This window comes from Polaromonas sp. P5_D5, assembly GCF_054049435.1.
The window spans coordinates 317,841-336,204 of sequence record NZ_JBFUMJ010000001.1 but is presented as its reverse complement, the minus strand read 5'-3'; the positions used below and the strand labels follow the sequence as shown (position 1 = coordinate 336,204).

At 60.6% G+C, this 18,364-nt stretch carries 16 protein-coding genes and 2 tRNA genes; 14 read left to right on the top strand and 4 right to left on the bottom strand.

The features are described from left to right. Window positions 1-103: 103 nt before the first annotated feature. From ACXJKE_RS01650 to ACXJKE_RS01635, 4 genes are all read left to right on the top strand, one after another. Entirely contained in the window at window positions 104-1,621 is a 1,518-nt protein-coding gene (locus ACXJKE_RS01650) for an esterase-like activity of phytase family protein (protein WP_457278828.1), read from the top strand. Window positions 1,622-1,705: 84 nt separating this feature from the next. Continuing rightward, the gene (uvrC, locus tag ACXJKE_RS01645; RefSeq protein WP_457278827.1) at window positions 1,706-3,715 is read left to right on the top strand and encodes an excinuclease ABC subunit UvrC; all 2,010 of its coding nucleotides are present in this window, start codon (window positions 1,706-1,708) and stop codon (window positions 3,713-3,715) included. Between the two features lie 141 nt (window positions 3,716-3,856). Next, on the top strand, window positions 3,857-4,423 hold the full coding sequence (gene pgsA / locus ACXJKE_RS01640) for a CDP-diacylglycerol--glycerol-3-phosphate 3-phosphatidyltransferase (protein WP_457278826.1): 567 nt from the start codon (window positions 3,857-3,859) through the stop codon (window positions 4,421-4,423). 85 nt (window positions 4,424-4,508) lie between these two features. After that, complete coding sequence (locus ACXJKE_RS01635) at window positions 4,509-5,387, top strand: DMT family transporter (RefSeq protein WP_457279773.1); 879 nt, start codon at window positions 4,509-4,511, stop codon at window positions 5,385-5,387. Here ACXJKE_RS01635 and ACXJKE_RS01630 read toward each other — a convergent pair. Beyond that, window positions 5,332-6,309, bottom strand: a complete 978-nt coding sequence (locus ACXJKE_RS01630; protein ID WP_457278825.1) for a LysR family transcriptional regulator — start codon at window positions 6,307-6,309, stop codon at window positions 5,332-5,334. The two genes, ACXJKE_RS01635 and ACXJKE_RS01630, sit on opposite strands and share 56 nt — an antisense overlap. A gap of 160 nt (window positions 6,310-6,469) precedes the next feature. Between ACXJKE_RS01630 and ACXJKE_RS01625 the strand changes: the two genes are divergently transcribed. From ACXJKE_RS01625 to ACXJKE_RS01600, 6 genes are all read left to right on the top strand, one after another. Further along, window positions 6,470-7,375, top strand: coding sequence for an alpha/beta fold hydrolase (locus tag ACXJKE_RS01625; RefSeq protein WP_457278824.1), 906 nt, complete (start codon window positions 6,470-6,472; stop codon window positions 7,373-7,375). Window positions 7,376-7,414: 39 nt separating this feature from the next. After that, entirely contained in the window at window positions 7,415-8,509 is a 1,095-nt protein-coding gene (locus tag ACXJKE_RS01620; RefSeq protein ID WP_457279772.1) for a tartrate dehydrogenase, read from the top strand. Window positions 8,510-8,775: 266 nt separating this feature from the next. Then, a complete protein-coding gene (locus ACXJKE_RS01615) occupies window positions 8,776-9,048 on the top strand; it encodes an HU family DNA-binding protein (protein WP_007874140.1) in 273 nt (90 codons plus the stop codon). 17 nt (window positions 9,049-9,065) lie between these two features. Then, a tRNA-Val gene (locus tag ACXJKE_RS01610) sits at window positions 9,066-9,141 on the top strand. Window positions 9,142-9,228: 87 nt separating this feature from the next. Further along, a complete protein-coding gene (locus ACXJKE_RS01605) occupies window positions 9,229-11,154 on the top strand; it encodes a SurA N-terminal domain-containing protein (RefSeq protein WP_457278823.1) in 1,926 nt (641 codons plus the stop codon). Window positions 11,155-11,190: 36 nt separating this feature from the next. Beyond that, window positions 11,191-11,266 (top strand) — tRNA-His (locus tag ACXJKE_RS01600). 87 nt (window positions 11,267-11,353) lie between these two features. Here the strand turns inward: ACXJKE_RS01600 and ACXJKE_RS01595 are convergent. Then, entirely contained in the window at window positions 11,354-12,328 is a 975-nt protein-coding gene (locus ACXJKE_RS01595) for an NADPH:quinone oxidoreductase family protein (protein WP_457278822.1), read from the bottom strand. Window positions 12,329-12,499: 171 nt separating this feature from the next. On the opposite strand from ACXJKE_RS01595, the gene surE reads away from it, so the two are divergent. The 3 genes from surE to ACXJKE_RS01580 all read left to right on the top strand — a co-directional run bounded on the left by surE (window position 12,500) and on the right by ACXJKE_RS01580 (window position 15,196). Beyond that, a complete protein-coding gene (gene surE, locus ACXJKE_RS01590) occupies window positions 12,500-13,297 on the top strand; it encodes a 5'/3'-nucleotidase SurE (protein ID WP_457278821.1) in 798 nt (265 codons plus the stop codon). Further along, window positions 13,294-14,151, top strand: coding sequence for a protein-L-isoaspartate(D-aspartate) O-methyltransferase (locus ACXJKE_RS01585; protein ID WP_457278820.1), 858 nt, complete (start codon window positions 13,294-13,296; stop codon window positions 14,149-14,151). The genes surE and ACXJKE_RS01585 overlap by 4 nt, the downstream gene beginning before the upstream one ends. Before the next feature lie 118 nt (window positions 14,152-14,269). Next, a complete protein-coding gene (locus ACXJKE_RS01580) occupies window positions 14,270-15,196 on the top strand; it encodes a peptidoglycan DD-metalloendopeptidase family protein (RefSeq protein ID WP_457278819.1) in 927 nt (308 codons plus the stop codon). Between the two features lie 205 nt (window positions 15,197-15,401). On the opposite strand, the gene ACXJKE_RS01575 is transcribed toward ACXJKE_RS01580, so the two are convergent. Then, the gene (locus ACXJKE_RS01575; protein ID WP_457278818.1) at window positions 15,402-15,821 is read right to left on the bottom strand and encodes a VOC family protein; all 420 of its coding nucleotides are present in this window, start codon (window positions 15,819-15,821) and stop codon (window positions 15,402-15,404) included. Between the two features lie 56 nt (window positions 15,822-15,877). Between ACXJKE_RS01575 and rlmD the strand changes: the two genes are divergently transcribed. Next, window positions 15,878-17,359, top strand: a complete 1,482-nt coding sequence (gene rlmD, locus ACXJKE_RS01570) for a 23S rRNA (uracil(1939)-C(5))-methyltransferase RlmD (protein WP_457278817.1) — start codon at window positions 15,878-15,880, stop codon at window positions 17,357-17,359. A gap of 166 nt (window positions 17,360-17,525) precedes the next feature. Here rlmD and ACXJKE_RS01565 read toward each other — a convergent pair whose 3' ends face one another. Then, on the bottom strand, window positions 17,526-18,215 hold the full coding sequence (locus ACXJKE_RS01565; protein WP_457278816.1) for a Bax inhibitor-1/YccA family protein: 690 nt from the start codon (window positions 18,213-18,215) through the stop codon (window positions 17,526-17,528). Between the last annotated feature and the right edge of the window lie 149 nt (window positions 18,216-18,364).

The following is an 18,364-nucleotide window of genomic DNA, read 5'->3' as shown; positions in this document are numbered from 1 at the left end:
CCGCGATGCCGGCCCTCATGCTGCGGCGTGGCGTGCTCCCCCTGTCACAGCCATGTCACCCAGGCTGGGTACAAGCCGTCATCAATTTGAAATGGAGTTCATCGTGGTTTTATCTAAATCGGTGATGCGTGCGCGGGCCATGGCCGCTATTCTGGGGCTGGCCTTGTGCGCCGGCGGTAGCGCTTCATCGTGGGCGCAGGCAAGCCTGGAAAAGGCGGAAACGTCTGTCGTTGAGGGTGTGGTCCTGACCAGGCATGTGCTGCAGGTTGCGACCCGCTTTTACGTGCCTTACACCGGTGCGGACGTGGGCATCAGACAGCGTTTTCCTCAAGGTTTTCCCATAGCGCCCGGCTCGGGGCTGACATTGCGCAACAAGGATGCCGACGGCACTTTGTGGTTTTATGCGCTGACTGATCGCGGCCCCAACGGCGACTCGCCCGACCTTGACAGCAGCGGTGCGACTTCGGCCAACAAGACCAAGGCCTTTCCCGCACCCGATTACGCGCCCAAGTTTGGCCTGATCCGCGTCAGGAATGGGGTGGCTGAACTGGTGTCGGTGACTGACATCAAAACTGCAGAGGGTGTGAATGTGAGCGGCCGCCCGGTGCAGGGCGGTATTGGCTCTTCGGGTGAAACGCCCTTGACCGAAACGCTGCAAGCCAGCCTGGCCTTCGACGCCCATGGCATTGACCCGGAAGCCATCGCCATGGACCCGGATGGCAAACACGTCTGGATTTGTGATGAATACGGCCCGTATCTGATCAAGGTGGCGGTTGAGAGCGGCCGTATTGCGGCCAAATTCGCGCCGGCCAACGGCTTGCCTGCCGTGATTCAATTCCGCCAGCCGAATCGCGGCTGCGAAGGCCTGGCCATCACGCCCGGCGGCAAGCTGGTCATGGCCATTCAAAGCATTCTGGAAATGCCAGATATGGGGAGTGGTTTGTCGGCCCGGCATACCAGCAAGGCGCTCTTTACCCGTCTGGTGGAATTCAATCCCGCCAATGGGGCTACCCGCATGTTTGCCTATCCGCACGACGTGACCCGGTACGGTAAGAGCAAGGACGCCAAGATTGGCGACATCGTCGCCTTGAGTGACACGCGCTTTGTGCTGATCGAGCAAGGCAAATTCAAGGCCGATGGTGAGGTGCACAACCTGCTGGTGGCGGTGGATGTGGCCCAGGCCACGGATTTAAGCGGCAAGAAACTGGCGGGTGGATTGGAGCTGGAATATGCCGGCGCTTTGAGCGAACTGTCGGCCATCGGGGTTTCCCCTGCGAAGCGGCTGGAAATCCTCGATTTGCGCAAGAAGGATGCAAGCGGAAAGCTCCAGTTCGGCTGGCTTCCAGAGAAGGCCGAAGGCCTGGCCCTGGTGAACGACGATACGCTGGCGCTGATCAACGACAACGACTTTGGTGTGTCCGCGCGAATCGTCGATGCGGCCGGCAAGGCCGTCAAGATCGATGACTGCAGCGTGAATGCCGCCGGTGTCCTGGAGGGCAAAAAATGCAAAGGTGCAGCGCCGCTCAAGTATGAAATCGTCAATGGCAGTGATGACGAGAAGCCAACCCGCCTGTGGCTGATCAGGTTCCCGAAAAAGCTCCTGGACTATCGGCCGGACTGAATCCCTTTGTTGGGTCGGCTCCAAAAGGGTATCGGTCCTGTCAGGGTTTTCTTCTGAAGCGCCGGTACGCGGCAAAATAGGGGTATGCCTGAACGTTCCCCCGCTGAAAAGTTACCCGCCGGACATACGCCCGAGTTGCTGGCCGAAGTGGCTGCGCTGCCCGCCTTGCCGGGCGTCTACCGTTACTTCGATGCGGAAGGCGGCGTGCTGTATGTCGGCAAGGCGCGCAACCTGAAGAAGCGGGTCTCCAACTACTTCCAGAAGAACCACGGCGGCACGCGCATCGGCCACATGGTGACCAAGATCGCCCGCATGGAAACCACGGTGGTGCGCTCGGAAGCTGAAGCGCTGCTGCTCGAAAACAACCTGATCAAGACGCTCAACCCGAAATTCAACATCCTGTTTCGGGACGACAAGAGCTACCCCTACCTCAAGCTGACAGGCGCGCGTCCGGCCGAAGAAGGCGCTGCGCCCACGGCTGCCGTCTTTCCGCGCATTGCCTATTACCGCGGCGCGGTCGAGAAAAAGCACCGCTACTTCGGCCCGTACCCCAGCGCCTGGGCGGTGAAAGACACCATCTTGCTGTTGCAAAAGGTGTTCCGGCTGCGGACCTGCGAAGACACGGTGTTCAACAACCRCACCCGGCCCTGCCTGCTGTACCAGATCAAGCGCTGCTCCGCACCCTGTGTGGGCCATGTGTCACCCGAGCAGTACGCGCTGGACACTGCCAATGCCGAGCGCTTTTTGCAAGGCCAGGCCCAGGACATCCTGACCGAGCTCGAGAGAAAAATGCTGGTGCATGCCGAGAAGCTGGAGTTTGAGCAGGCCGCAGAGTTGCGCAACCAGATGTCGGCGCTGTCCAAGGTGCTGCACCAGCAGTCGATGGAAATCGGCGGCGACAAGGACGTCGACATCCTGGCGGTGAAAGTTCAGGGCGGCAAGGCCTGCGTCAACCTGGCCATGGTGCGCGGCGGCCGCCACCTGGGTGACAGGGCGTACTTCCCCAGCCATGTGGAGAACGCGACCGACGTCGCGGCGCTGGATGCCGAGATCGATGCGGACGCCAGGCAGGCTGCGCAAGCCGAGGCAGCCGGTGAAAGTGCTGCGCCTGTGCCTGCACCTGTGGGCAAGTCACTTGAGGCCCTGGTGCTGGAAGCCTTCATCGCGCAGCATTACATTGATGTGCCGGTTCCACCCACCCTGGTGTGCAGCGAGCCGGTGGACAAGGAACTGATGGAGGCACTAACAGCGCAGACCGGTACCAAGGTCACGGCCATCCACCAGCCGCGTGAGCAGCGCCGCATCTGGCTGGAAATGGCACAGAAGAACGCCGGCCTGCAGCTGGCCCGGTTGCTGGCCGAACAGGGCTCCCAGCAGGCGCGTACGCGCGCGCTGGCCGAGGCGCTTGATTTGCCGCTCGACAACCTCGATACGCTGCGCATCGAATGTTTTGACATCTCGCACACGGCCGGTGAGTCGACACAGGCCTCCTGTGTCGTGTTCCAGGAGCACAAGATGGTCAACAGCGAATACCGCCGCTACAACATCGAAGGCATCACGCCAGGCGACGACTACGCCGCCATGCGGCAGGTGCTGATGCGCCGCTATACCCGGCTGGCTGAAGCCGCACGCAATGGGGAGGCCAAACTGCCCGACCTGGTGCTGGTCGACGGCGGGAAGGGGCAGGTGTCGATGGCACGTGAGGTGTTCGGGGAACTGGGCCTGGACCTGGGCCTGATTGCCGGCGTTGAAAAAGGGGAGGGCCGCAAGGTTGGCCTCGAAGAGCTCGTGTTTGCGGACGGCCGCGACAAGGTCTATTTGGGGCGGGATTCAGCAGCGTTGATGCTGATCGCGCAGATCCGCGACGAAGCCCACCGTTTCGCCATCACGGGCATGCGGGCCAAGCGCGCCAAGGTGCGGGTGGGCGGCAGCAAGCTTGAGGACATTGCCGGCATTGGCCCCAAGCGGCGCGCCAGCTTGTTGCAGCGCTTCGGCGGCATTCGCGGCATCGCTTCGGCCAGCGCGGAAGACATTGCCACGGTGGATGGCATTTCGAAGGACCTGGCCGAGGAAATCTACCGCGCCCTGCATTGAGGCAGCATCGGTTGCGTGCCCTGTTTCGGGCAGCAGTTCCTTGAAATTTGCTCAGATGTATTTGTGCAACGGAACGCACTGTTTTGGCGTGCTTTGCACCGCTATCCGGCACCACCGCACGGCTCATGCCAAAATCGGGGCATGTTTCTGACCATCCCTACGTTGATGACCTGGACCCGCATCGTTGCGATTCCGTTGATCGTGGGGGTGTTCTACCTGAACCTGGCGCCCACGGAGCGCAACCTGATTGCCACCGTGATGTTCGTCGTGTTTGCCGCAACCGACTGGCTGGACGGCTTTCTGGCGCGCAAGCTGAACCAGACTTCTTCCTTCGGCGCCTTCCTTGATCCGGTGGCCGACAAGTTCCTGGTCTGCGCCTCTTTGCTGGTGCTGGTGCACCTGCAGCGTGCCGACGTGTTCGTGGCGCTCATTATCATCGGCCGCGAGATCGCCATCTCGGCGCTGCGCGAGTGGATGGCCCTGATTGGCGCGACCAAAAGCGTGGCCGTGCACATGCTCGGCAAGGTCAAGACCACGGTGCAGATGATTGCCATCCCTTTCCTGCTGTTCGACGGCGTGCTGTTCGGCGTGATCAACACGCACGTATGGGGCACCTGGTTGATCTGGATCTCCGCCATCCTGACGGTCTGGTCCATGATTTATTACCTGAAAAAAGCCATCCCGGAAATCCGCGCGCGCGCCAAGTAGTCCTGCCCTTGGTGTTGCCGTTCTAAGGCTTCTGTCCTTGAGTTCTTCCTCTTCTTCATCCTCTTCCGATGCGCTGATCCGGGCCATGCCCGCCGTGTTTGTGCTGATCTGGAGCACCGGCTTTATCGTCGCCAAATATGGCTTGCCGTATGCGCCGCCGCTGACTTTCCTGGCGATCCGTTATTTCCTGTCGATTGTTTGCTTCCTTGTCTGGATCGTGCTGGCCCGGGCCGCGTGGCCGCAAGGCCGGGCGCAATGGCTGCATCTGGCCATGGCCGGCGTGTTGATGCATGCCGGTTATCTGGGTGGCGTCTGGATTGCCGTGAAGTCGGGCATGGGTTCGGGCTTGACCGCACTCATTGTCGGACTTCAGCCGGTGTTGACGGCGCTCTGGGTTTCGTGGGTTGCCTCGCCCGAGACAAACGGCGGCGAGGCCAAGGTCACTTCACGCCAGTGGACCGGTCTGGCGCTTGGGCTAGGCGGGCTGTTACTGGTGGTTTCGCGCAAATTCGGCACGGGCCATGAAGTGACGGCGCTGACGCTGGCCTGCACGGTCTTTGCGTTGTTCAGCATCACTGCGGGAACGCTTTACCAGAAACGTTTTGTCAAACCTGCCGATGTGCGCAGTGCCAATGCCATTCAGCTGGCCGCTGCTTTCGTGGTGACCCTGCCGCTTGCGCTGTTTGAAACTGAAGCGATCACGTGGAACCACCAGGTTCTGGGCGCCATGGCGTGGTCGGTGCTGGTGCTCACGCTGGGAGGAAGCTCCCTGCTTTACCTTTTGATTCAGCGTGGCGCAGCTACAGCCGTGACCAGCCTGCTGTATCTGGTTCCGCCAACGACCGCCCTGATGGCATGGCTGTTGTTTGAGGAGCCCATTACGCTCAGCACGATTGCCGGCACTGCGCTCACGGCGTTGGGCGTGAGCCTCGTGGTGCGGGCCGCGAAGCCGGCGGCAGCGTAGTTTTCCAGGGCGCTTCCTGAAACTGTGCGACCAGGTGGTCAATCAGCAGGCGAATACGGCGTGGCTGGTCTGGGCGGTAGGGGGCCAGCCAGTGAATGTCGGCGTCTGGCATTGAATAGGCCGGTAAAACGCGTACGAGCCGGCCCGATGCGATATGCGGTGCAATATCCCAAAGGCTGCGCAGCATGATGCCGCGGCCTTCCATGCACCAGTCGCGTACCAGCTCCCCTGAATTGCTGGCCAGCGGGCCGTGCACGCGAACGCGCACCGCGGTCTTCTCGCGTTCCCTGTGCAGCGGCCAGACATCAAAACGCTGTCCCGGGGCATTGCCGTTTTCGCGCACGATCAGGCAGGCATGGTCCTGCAAGGCCTCCAGGCTGGCGGGTGAACCGTGTTGTTTTATGTAGCGGGGCGAGGCCACCATGATGCGCTGGTTGCGCGCAAGACGGCGTGACACCCACTGGGCCGCCTGCCGACCCTGTATCGACCAGAGCCAGATGGCGCCGTCGTAACCCTCCAGCGCGAGGTCGGGCAAATGCTCGGTGAGCTCCAGCTGTATCTCGACACGCGGATAACGCTCCTGGAATTCCGCCAGCGCAGGCCCCAGCCACCGGCGGCCGAACCCAAAAGTTGCAGCCAGCCGGATAAGCCCGGTGGGCTCCGCTTTTCGTTCCTGCAACTCTGCCTCAAGCGCATGGAAGCCCTGCAGGAGAATGATGGCCCGTTCGCAGACTGTTTCGCCTTCGGCGGTGGGGCTGACGCGCCGGGTCGTGCGCTGGAACAGGCGTTGGCCCAGCCTGGCCTCCAGTGCGGCAAGCCGCTTGGTGACGACCGGCGGCGCCACGTCCAGGCTTTGCGCTGCGGCCGCCAGGCTCCCGTGGTCGCGAACGGCAAGCACCAGTTCAAGGTCGCTGCGTTCCATTGATTAATTCCTTTTTGGAAATAATTGATTGCCTGATTATTGCTTGTATTGGATGCCACTCTTCTACAAAATCAGGCAAAGATCTAAAAATCGTTCAAGGCATTCAACACCGGAGCACCGGGAAATTGATTACCCGAAGATGAACCAAGGCAACTGATTGATGTTTGAGAATTTCGTTTCGTGCGATGTCGACGGCCCGGCCGGCAGCTTGCACACCCTGCGGGGCGGCGCAGGGGCGCCACTTCTGTTGCTCCACGGGCACCCGCAAACCCACGCGATGTGGCACTTGGTCGCGGGAACGCTTGCGAAAAAATTCACCGTCGTGATGATGGACCTGCGCGGTTACGGTGACTCCGCACGGGTTGCCGGTGATTCGGCGCACGAGGCCTATTCCAAACGCGCGATGGCGCTGGATGCCGTCGCAGTCATGCGTCACCATGGGTTCGAACGGTTCCAGGTGCTGGCGCACGACCGCGGCGCGCGCGTGGCCCATCGCCTTGCGTCGGATCATCCCGGGGCGGTTCAGCGGTTGATGCTGCTTGACATTGCGCCCACGCTGGCCATGTATGACAACACGACGAATGCCTTTGCGCGCGCTTACTGGCACTGGTTCTTCCTGATCCAGCCGCCGCCGCTGCCCGAAGCGTTGATCGAGTCCGATCCGGTACGGTATGTACGCAGCGTAATGGGCAAGCGCCATGCGGGCCTTGCGGCTTTTGCGCCAGCCGCACTGGCCGAGTACGAACGCTGCGCGCAAATCCCCGGCACCGCTCAAAGTATCTGCGAAGACTACCGGGCCTCTGCCACGATCGACCTGGAGCACGACCGCGCGGACGTTACTGCCGGCCTGCGCCTGGCGCAGCCGCTGCGCGTGTTGTGGGGCGAGCATGGCGCGGTGGGCCAATGCTTTGATGTACTGAATCTCTGGCGGGACCGTGCGAAAGATGTCTCGGGCCGAAGCTTGCCTTGCGGTCACTACATTGCAGAAGAAGCGCCGGCGTTGCTGCTGGCAGAAGCACTGGATTTTTTCAAACCTGAATCAGCGGCTCTCAACGGGTCAAATTAACGCCAACTACATTCAAAAAGGAACACCATGAGCAAAAGCATCGGAAAAAAACGCATCGCCGTCATCGCAGGCGACGGTATCGGCAAAGAGGTTATGCCAGAAGGTGTGCGTGTGATGGAGGCTGCGGCCGTCAAGTACGGCATCGACCTGCAGTTCGACCATTTCGATTTTTCAAGCTGGGACTACTTTGAAAAGCACGGCAAGATGATGCCGGACAACTGGAAGGACCAGGTGGGCGGCCATGACGCGATCTACTTCGGCGCTGTGGGATGGCCCGCGAAAATTCCCGATCATGTTTCACTGTGGGGTTCGTTGCTGCTGTTCAGGCGTGAGTTTGACCAGTACATCAACCTGCGGCCTGCACGGCTGATGCCCGGCATCATTGCGCCGGTGGTCCGGCGTGACGGGAGCGCGCGTCAACCTGGTGAAATAGATTTTTACATCGTCCGTGAAAACACCGAGGGCGAATATTCCAGTATTGGCGGGCGGGCGTTTCCCGGTACGGAGCGCGAGTTTGTCCTGCAGGAGTCGGTATTCACCCGCATCGGCGTGGACCGCGTCCTGAAGTTCGCCTTTGAACTCGCCCAGTCCCGTCCCAAGAAGCACCTGACCAGTGCGACGAAGTCCAACGGCATTTCCATCTCCATGCCTTACTGGGATGAGCGCGTGGCCGAGATGGCAAAAAACTATTCGGGTGTCCGCCTGGATCAATTCCATATCGACATCCTGACCGCGCATTTTGTGCAGCGCCCGGACTTCTTCGATGTGGTGGTGGCCAGCAATCTCTTCGGCGACATCCTGAGTGACCTGGGGCCGGCCTGCACGGGCACCATAGGCATTGCGCCCAGCGCCAACCTGAACCCTGATCGGAAGTTTCCTTCGCTGTTCGAACCGGTGCACGGCTCGGCGCCCGACATTGCGGGCCGCAACATTGCCAACCCTATCGGGCAGATCTGGTGTGGTGCCATGATGCTGGAGTTCCTCGGGCACAAGGATGCGCATGACGGCATCCTCGCTGCAATTGAAAAGGTGTTGAGCCCTGGAAGCGGTGCGCCGCGCACCCCGGACCTGGGTGGAAAAGCCGGGACGACAGACCTTGGCAAGGCCGTCGCCGAGGCCCTGTCCGCTTCCTGAAACCGTCATAAAGACGGCTTTTGTCAAGCATGAAAATTACACATCATGCTTACGATTAAGCCGTGAAAGCGCTGAAAAACCGTCTAGAATCCGCCTCCGCACGTTGTAAAAACTTGCTGCTGTATTGACAGGTCAAGAGTCCATGGCTCTAATTGGAATCAGCAGAAAACTGCACATGCCGCTCCCGCTGACACACTCAACACAGTGTCCCGGGAGATATTTTTTAGAGACAACCAGATTAACTTTTTATCAACGAGGGGCTCCTTGTGAACAAGACTGAACTGATCGAGCACATTGCCAAGCATGCTGATATTTCCAAAGCTGCCGCCACGCGCGCGCTGGAGTCAACCATTGGCGCTGTGAAAACAACCCTGAAAAAAGGAGGCTCCGTGTCTCTGGTGGGTTTCGGCACTTTTGCCGTGGGAAAACGTGCTGCGCGCACCGGCCGCAATCCGCGTACCGGCGATGCGATTAAAATCAAGGCTGCCAAGGTTCCAAAGTTCCGTCCAGGCAAAGCTCTCAAGGATGCTTTGAACTGAAACGGAAACTCAACGTGGGGTGCTTAGCTCAGTTGGTAGAGCAGCGCCCTTACACGGCGTAGGTCGGCGGTTCGAGCCCGTCAGCACCCACCACCCACGAAAAAAGGCGAACATGGTTCGCCTTTTTTGTTGTTGGCTCCCGGTTTGTTCGTAAAGCTGTTGCAGCACAGGAAGTTCGAGATGTTTGATTTCATTCGCAAGCACACCAAAGTCACCATGGCGTTGCTGTTTTTGCTGATTGTTCCGTCCTTTATATTGGTGGGCATGAACAGCAATGGTCCCTCCGGGAACAACAGCGGGGTCGTTGCCGTTGTCGACGGAAAAGACATCACGCAGCCCGAATGGGACCAGGCCCACCAGAACGAAGTCCAGCGTATACGCGCCTCCATGCCGTCGATTGACGTCAAGCTGCTCGATACRCCGCAGGCACGCTACGCGACGCTGGAGCGCCTGGTGCGCGACCGTGTGGTTGCTGCTGCTGCCCATGTCACCGACGACTATCTGGCCCGCGAGCTGCAGAAAATTCCGGAAATCGCCGCCCTGAAAGGCCCGGACGGCAAGCTCGATATGGAGCGCTATCGCCAGTTGCTGGCATCGCAGGGCATGACGCCGGAAATCTTTGAGGCCAATGTCAAGGCCGGGCTGCCGAGCCGACAGGTGCTGGGCGGTATTGGTGCAAGCGGCTTCGCCACGAATGCTGCGGCTGATCTGTCGCTCAATGCCTATTTCGAGAAGCGCGAAATCCAGCTGGCCCGTTTTGATGCTGCTGATATGGCAGCCAAACTGGCACCGACCGATGCCGACCTTGAGCAGTTCTACAAAGCCAACGAGAAACTCTTTCAGGCACCGGAACAGGCCAACATTGAATACGTGGTGCTCGACATCGAGACTGTTAAAAAGACGGTCACGGTCAACGAGGCCGATCTCAAGACCTACTATGAGCAGAATATCCAGCGCCTGGGCGGCACCGAAGAGCGCAGGGCAAGCCACATCCTGATTGCAGCGCCCAAGACTGCCTCGGCAGCCGATCGCGAAAAAGCGAAAGCCAAAGCAGAGGAATTGCTGGCGCAGGTCAGGAAGGCGCCCGATACTTTTGCCGATGCGGCACGCAAAAACTCGCAGGACACTGGTTCGGCACCTTCCGGCGGCGATCTCGATTTCTTTGCGCGCGGCTCGATGGTCAAGCCATTTGAGGACGCCGCCTTTGCGATGAAAAAAGGCGACATCAGCAATGTCGTGGAGTCGGAGTTCGGTTACCACATCATCAAGCTGACGGACATCAAGGCACCGAAGCGGCCCGCGTTCGAAGAAATGAAACCGCAGCTGGAAGCCGACCTCCGCAAGCAGGAAGCCCAGAAGAAATTTGCTGAAGTTGCCGATGTCTTCACCAATGGTGTCTATGAGCAGCCCGACAGCCTCAAGCCCGTGGCGGACAAGCTGAAGCTTGAAGTCAAGGCGGCCAGCAATGTGGCCCGGCAGCCCAAAACCGGTGCGGCTGGCGTGCTGTCCAATCCGAAATTCCTGGGCGCACTTTTTTCGCCGGATGCGATCGAAAAGAAGCGCAATACCGAAGCCATAGAGACAGCGCCCAGCCAGCTGGTTTCAGGCCGGATCACCCAGTACACCCCGGCACGCACCCAACCCTTTGCCGAAGTGAAAGATGTCGTGCGCCAGCGCTGGATTGCCCAGCGCAGCGCCGAAGAAGCGCGCAAGGAGGGCGAGGCCAAGCTGGCTGCCTGGAAGGCCGCCCCGGCGTCTGCAACCGCTTTGGCCGCACCGGTGGTCGTGTCGCGTGAGCAAACCCAGAAGCTTCCCAATCCGGTGATCGATGCGGCGCTCCGTGCCGACGCGGCTGCCTTGCCGGCATTTGCCGGGGTTAGCCTCGGCGCACAAGGTTACGTCGTGATCAAGGTCAACAAGGTGGTTCCGCGCGAGGCGCCGCTTGAAGCGGCCGCCAAGCAGGAACGCAACCAGTACACGCAGTGGTGGACCGCCGCAGAAAATCTGGCGTATTACAACGGCCTGAAAGAACGCTTCAAGACGAAAATCCTGGCGGCAAAGCCTCCTGTCGCCAAGGCTGGCGCAGAAGAAGTCGTCACCCAGTAAATTGCAGCGGCTTTGCCGCTATAATGCAGGGCTCCGGTGGCTGTAGCTCAGTTGGTAGAGTCCAGGATTGTGATTCCTGTTGTCGTGGGTTCGAGCCCCATCAGCCACCCCACTATTTGAAGTCCCGCTTGCCGCAAGGCTCGCGGGACTTTTTCATTTGGGGGCCTGGCGCGGCTGCCTTGCACAGGCGGGCCAGGCCCTAGTTCACCATGACCAGCTTGCCCTTCACTCCACGTGAGCCCATGTGGGCATAGGCAGCTTTCAGTTCGGCCATGGGCATGGTGCGGTCGATGACCGGCTTGATCTTGCCTTGGGCATACCAGCCGGCCAGCTCGGCCATCATGGCCGCATTGGCCTTGGGTTCGCGCTTGGCGAAGTCGCCCCAGAACACGCCGACGATGGATGCGCCCTTGAGCAGCGTGAGATTGAGCGGCAGGGACGGGATGGGTCCCGAAGCAAAGCCCACCACCAGGTAACGGCCCCGCCACGCGATGGAGCGAAAAGCCGGCTCGCTAAACTCGCCGCCGACCGGGTCATAAATCACGTCAGGTCCCTTGCCTTCGGTCAGTGCCTTGATTTCGTCACGCAGGTTTTTCGTGGTGTAGTTGATGGTGGCGTCCGCGCCAATGGACGCGCAAAGGGCGCATTTCTCATCGGTCGATGCGGCTGCGATTACGCGGGCTCCGGCGGCTTTGGCAATCTGTATGGCTGCGGTGCCGACACCGCCTGCAGCACCCAGCACCAGGACGGTTTCACCGGCCTTGAGTTGTGCGCGGTCCATCAGGGCGTGCCACGAAGTTGCGTAAATCATGATGAAAGCGGCCGCGTCCACGAAGGGAAATCCTTTGGGCAAGGGCATGCACAGGGCCGCCGGTGCAAGGGTGTGCGTGCCGAACCCCCCGGTGCCGGAGAGGCAGGCCACGTTGTGACCTACCTGGAGGTGCGTGACGCCTTCGCCCACCGCCTGGACCACGCCGGCGTATTCGGAGCCGGGCACAAAGGGCAGGGGTGGTTTCATCTGGTACTTGTTCTGCACGATCAGCAGGTCGGGAAAGTTCAGGCTGGCTGCCTTGATCTCAATCAGCACTTCGCCTGCCTTGGGTTGCGGTGTGGGCAATTCTTTCCAGGTCAGGGCGTCTACGCCGGTGGGGTTTTCACAAAGCCAGGCTTGCATGGAATGTCTCCGATAGAAGGAATGCTGCGACAGGTACAGAAGAAACAGAAGAAGAAAGGCGGGCCGCCAGCGGAAAGAGACGTCGCCTTGCCTGCATCATAGGCAAAGCGGCAGGTTTTGCGATGTCCGGCAGGGCTCAGGCTGTCGCAGCCGTGACCGTAAAATCAGTCCATGAAAATCCTCATTTGCAACGACGACGGTTACCAGGCCTCCGGCATCATTGCCCTCTATGAAGCGCTTAAAACCGTTGCCGATGTCGAGGTGGTGGCCCCCGAGCACAACAACAGCGCCAAATCAAACGCGCTGACCCTGCACTCGCCGATGTACGTGCAGACCGCGGCCAACGGCTTTCGCTACATCAACGGCACACCGGCAGACTGCGTCCATATCGCGCTGACGGGTTTGCTGGGCTACCGGCCGGACCTGGTGGTTTCAGGCATCAATAACGGCGCCAACATGGGCGACGACACGATTTACTCCGGAACCGTGGGCGCCGCCATGGAAGGCTACCTGTTCGGAATTCCTTCCATCGCGTTTTCCCAGACTGAAAAGGGTTGGGCGCACATTGATGTGGCAGCCCGGCGTGCGGCCGAGCTGGTGCAGCAACTGATGCCCACGCTGGAGGCCGTGGCGGAAGGCGCTGAGCCGACGGTGCCGCCCTGGCTGCTCAATGTGAACATTCCCAACCTGCCCGACAACGAGATCCAGGGCGTGAAGGTGGCCCGCCTGGGACGCCGCCATGCGGCCGAACGCGTCATCGTGCAGACCAGCCCGCGCGGCGAAACCATGTACTGGATTGGCGGCGCAGGGCCTGCGAAAGAGGCTGGTGAAGGAACCGATTTTTATGCCACCAGCCAGAAGTTTGTGTCCATCACCCCGCTGCAGGTGGATTTGACCGATCATGAGCGTCTGCCTTATTGGGCTCAAACCGCTGCCCGGCTGGCCGAGTTGCACAAAAAATCGTCATGAAATCCAGCCTCAAACCGCCATTCAATCCCACTGCCAAAGCGCCGGCTGCAGCAGGCCGCCCGGCATTTCCGGTTCGCCTGAAGCCCGACGCGGGTGTCCCATCTGCTACAAAATCAATAGCTGGTAGCGCAAGACCAGAACGCGCTGCAAGCCAAAATAGCTTGAAGAAACCGGCACCGACCGCAGCCTCCGCGTTGCCGGGCGGTGTCGGCCTCGATTCGCACACCGTGCGCGCGCGCATGGTGAGCAAGCTTGCTGCGCAGGGTGTTGCCGATGCGTTGGTACTCGCCGCCATGGGGGCTGTCGAACGCCACCGTTTTGTTGACACCGCGCTGGTCAACCAGGCCTATGAAGACACCAGCCTGCCGATTGGCCTGGGGCAAACCATTTCCAAACCCAATGTGGTGGCCCGCATGCTGGAACTGCTGCGCCACGGCGCGGCCGGAAAGCTGGGGCGGGTGCTTGAAATCGGCACTGGCTGCGGCTACCAGGCCGCGGTGCTCAGCCATCTGGCGACGGAGGTCTACAGCATCGAAAGGCTGCGTGGCCTGCACGACAAAGCCAGGGAGAATCTGCGGACTTTACGCCTGCCCAATGTGCACCTGCTGTTTGGTGATGGCATGATGGGCTACGCCAAGGGCGCACCTTATGCGGCCATCATTGCTGCTGCCGGCGGGGAGGCCATTCCGCCTGCCTGGATTGATCAGTTGGCTGTGGGCGGCAGGCTGGTGGCGCCCATGCAAACCGCCGGCGGTGCCCAGGCGCTGGTGGTGGTCGACAAAACCCCCCAGGGCGTCAGGCAGACCCTGCTGGAGGCCGTTCATTTTGTGCCTTTAAAATCGGGGACAAGCTGACGATCCGGCCACCTGCAGGACCCAGGCCGGTTATCGATATAGCAGTGACGGCATTGAACCATCCGATCATCCAGTTAACCAATACGCCATACCCGTCAGATTGACGACGAAAGAACCAATGAATCAAACCGTACGGCCGAACCGGGCAGTGTCTGTGGATGCCGCAGACGCAAGTCATGGCGCCCGCTCAACGCTCGGCAGGCTGGCCCTGCCATGCGCCCTGGCGGCAGCGCTGCTGCTTGCCGCTGGCTGCGGCACGCGTTCTACCACCCATGCCCCGGTTGAAGACCGCGGCACCGGGTTGTCGCGTCCCACGCCGGGCGCGGTGGACGCAGGCAATGTCAAACAGTTGCCCGGCTTTGAAAATGCCGGAAAACCTGGTTACTACACCGTTAAACCCGGTGACACCATGATTCGAATCGGCCTGGAAAATGGCCAGAACTGGCGCGACATCGTGCGCTGGAACAACCTTGAAAACCCCAACATCATCGAAGTGGGGCAGGTGCTGCGTGTGGTGCCGCCGACCAGTGAAAATCCACTGGTGGTGACCCGTCCCGTGACGTCCGGCTCGGTCACCACGTCCACCGCATCCACCACGCCCACCCAGGCTGCCAGCACGGCGCGTCCTGCGTCAGCACCGGCTGGCACCAGCCCGGCATCCGCTGCAACGGGCGATGAAGACATTGCCTGGATCTGGCCCGCGCAGGGCACGATGCTGGCCGGTTTCGACGAAGCCAAAAACAAGGGTCTGGATATTTCCGGCAAGGCCGGTGATCCCGTCATTGCTTCGGCCGACGGCCGCGTGGTGTACGCCGGCGCCGGCCTGCGCGGCTATGGCAACCTGATCATCCTCAAGCACAACAACACCTTCCTGACAGCCTATGCCCACAACCAGACTTTGCTGGTCAAGGAAGACCAGAGCGTGCGAAAGGGCCAGAAGATTGCCGAGATGGGCAACAGCGACGCGGACCGCGTGAAACTGCATTTCGAGATTCGCCGCCAGGGCAAGCCTGTCGACCCTTCCAGATACCTGCCCGCCAAGTAAGCGGTATTTCCATCCGCAGAAAGGAGCCCCGCGTTTGCTGGGCTCCTTTTTTGTTTCTGGTGTCTTGACGCTGCTTGCGTCAGGGCAAAGCTATCGAAAAATTTAAGAAAAGAAAGCCCGCAGACCAGTCTGGACGAGCGCAAGCAGCTATCTATTTTGTAGCAATTGGTTGCTGGGAAGTGCGGCCGGCTGCCCATGTTCGTGATCAGTTCGGCTGCAAAATCTCGTCGTAGCCACGGCCCTTGAACTCCAGCAGGTCAATGCCGTGGCCAAAGGGGTCGGCCAGCCCCGCGATGCGTCCCCAGACCCGTTCAGCCACGGGCATTTCCAGAACGGCGCCGTGGCGCTGCAGCCGGTCAACTGCCGCATCAATGTCTTCCACCACAAAATCAAGGTGAACAGGCGTCCAGTGGCGCTGGTAGGTGCGAACACTCTCGCTGCCCTGACCGCTGGCGATCGGCCGGGTACCCGGCGCATTGAAGAGCAGATCGATCGGGCTGCCTGCACCGAGAATTTCCACGAAATCGCTCTTGAAACGGCGGCCTGTGCGCAGCCCGAGTGCCTCTGTGTAGAACTCGACAGCACGTTCCATGTTGTCAACATCGATGCAAATACGAAGCTCCATGGCGCCTTCCTTTCACGGGTTCAGAAAATGGTACCGCAGCCTGAGACAATTGGTGCATGACAGAAGAAAGCCAGAACAAGCAGCCAGCGACGGCGGCCGACTACCCGCCCGACGTGCTCGAGGTCGAGTCGCTCGACATTGAAGCCCAGGGAATTGCCCACAGGGCTGACGGCAAAGTGGTTTTTATCGAGGGCGCTCTGCCTTTCGAACGGGTAACTGCCAACGTCTACCGCAAGAAAAGCAGCTTTGAAAAAGCCATGGTGATGGCGATTCACCGTGAATCGTCCCAGCGTGTGCGGCCGGCATGTCCGCATTTCGGCATGCACACCGGCGCATGCGGCGGCTGCAAGATGCAGCATTTGCATGTGGGGGCGCAGGTGGCCGTGAAGCAGCGTGTGCTCGAAGACAATCTCTGGCACATCGGCAAGGTCAAGGCGGACAACCTGCTGCGGCCCATTGAAGGGCCGGCCTGGGGATACCGCTATCGCGCGCGGCTGTCGGTGCGCTATGTCCGCAAAAAGGGTGTCGTGCTGGTGGGGTTTCACGAGCGTAAAAGCGGCTACGTGGCCGATATGACCGAATGTCACGTGGTGCCCCGGCACGTCAGCGACATGCTCGTGCCGCTACGCGAGCTGATCGGCAGCATGGATGCGAAGGAAACCTTGCCGCAGATCGAACTGGCCTGTGGCGATGAAGTCACGGCCATGGTGCTGCGCCATATGGAGCCCCTAAGCCCCGGAGACTTGAACCGCCTGCGCGATTTCGCTGCGCAAAACCGCGGCCTGCAATGGTGGCTGCAACCGGGGGGCCTCGAGACGGTCAAGCTGCTGGACGACGCTGTGCAGGAGCTGAGCTACGGCCTGCCGGAGTTCGATGTGGTCATGCCGTTCAAGCCGACCGATTTCACGCAGGTCAATCCCCACATCAACCAGGTGCTGGTGTCGCGTGCACTGCGCATGCTGGCGGTGCAGCCGGATGAGCGGGTGATCGACTGGTTTTGCGGCCTGGGCAATTTCACCTTGCCGCTGGCCACGCGCGCCAGCGAGGTGCTGGGCATCGAGGGCAGTGAAGTCCTGGTCGCCCGTTCACGCGAGAATTTTGAAAGAAACAGGCCTGCATCCAGCGTCCGACGGGCGCTGGCAGCTACAAAATTTGTAGCGCGCAACCTGTTTGAAATGACGCCGGCGATGCTGGTGAAAGACGGCCGGGCCGACAAATGGCTGGTGGACCCTCCGCGTGAAGGCGCTTTTGAGCTCTTCAAGTCCCTGGCAGCGCTGCACCAGCAGATCGTCAGCGGCGTCCCCTGTGACGACGGTGAGCACCAGCAGAGCCTGGCCCTGAACGGCTGGGCGCCGCCGCAGCGCATTGTCTATGTAAGCTGCAACCCGGCCACCCTGGCGCGGGATGCGGGCGTGCTGGTGGACAGCGGCGCATACCGCTGCACGGCGGCCGGTGTGGTCAACATGTTCCCGCATACGGCCCATGTGGAGTCCATTGCGGTGTTTGATTTGGCCCCCACGGTCTCTCACTACGTGTAGCTCCCTGCCCCCGAGGGGGCCGCTGCGCCTGAGACTGGCAGAGCCTGATCCGCGGCCCTGGCTCGAATTGGAGAAGCCCCAAGCTCACCCTGCGGAGAATGACACGAGGTGCGCATGAAAAAAGGGCCCTGAGGCCCTTTTTTTATTCTGTAGCGAAGCGGATGGATCAGTCCCGGTCGCCGCCGAAGATGCCCAGCAGGGCCAGCAGGCTCTGGAAGATGTTGAACAGGTCCAGGTAAATGGCCAGGGTGGCGCTGATGTAGTTGGTTTCGCCGCCGTCGATCACCTGCTTCAGGTCATACAGCAGGTAGGCGCTGAAAACCGCGATCGCCAGCGTGCTGATGACTGCCATCATCATGGTCGAGCCGACGAACACGTTGATGACGGCTGCCACCATGATGACCAGCGCACCGGCAAACAGCCACTTGCTCATGCCGCTCAGGTCCCGCTTGATGACGGTGGCCAGGCTGGCCATCACGAACATCACGCCGGCCGTACCGGCAAAAGCCGTCATGACCAGTGATGCGCCGTTGCTGAAACCCAGCACCATGGCGATCATGCGCGAGAGCATCAGGCCCATGAAAAAGGTAAAACCGAGCAGCACAGGCACGCCCGCGGCCGAGTTCTTGGTCTTTTCAATGGCGAAAATAAAGCCGAAGGCGCCTCCGAGGAACACGATCAGGCCCAATCCGCCCGTCAGGGAGCGGGTAATGCCCGTCGCCACACCCAGCCAGGCGCCCAGCACGGTGGGCAGCAGGCTCAGGGCCAGCAGCCAATAGGTGTTGCGCAAGACCTTGTTGCGTTGCTCGACGCTGGAAGCAACGCCGTAGTCGAGGGTTTGAACATTGTCAGTCATGAAAGTCGTCTCCGAGGCGCCAGCAAATGCGGGCAAGATTATTTTAGGGTGCATTGCCGTTTTTCCAGCCCTCACTCCCTACTTTTTGTAAGGGTTCTATAAGCTAATTTGGCGGCAATGCGGGTGAGGGGTGGCCTCAAATTTGCGTA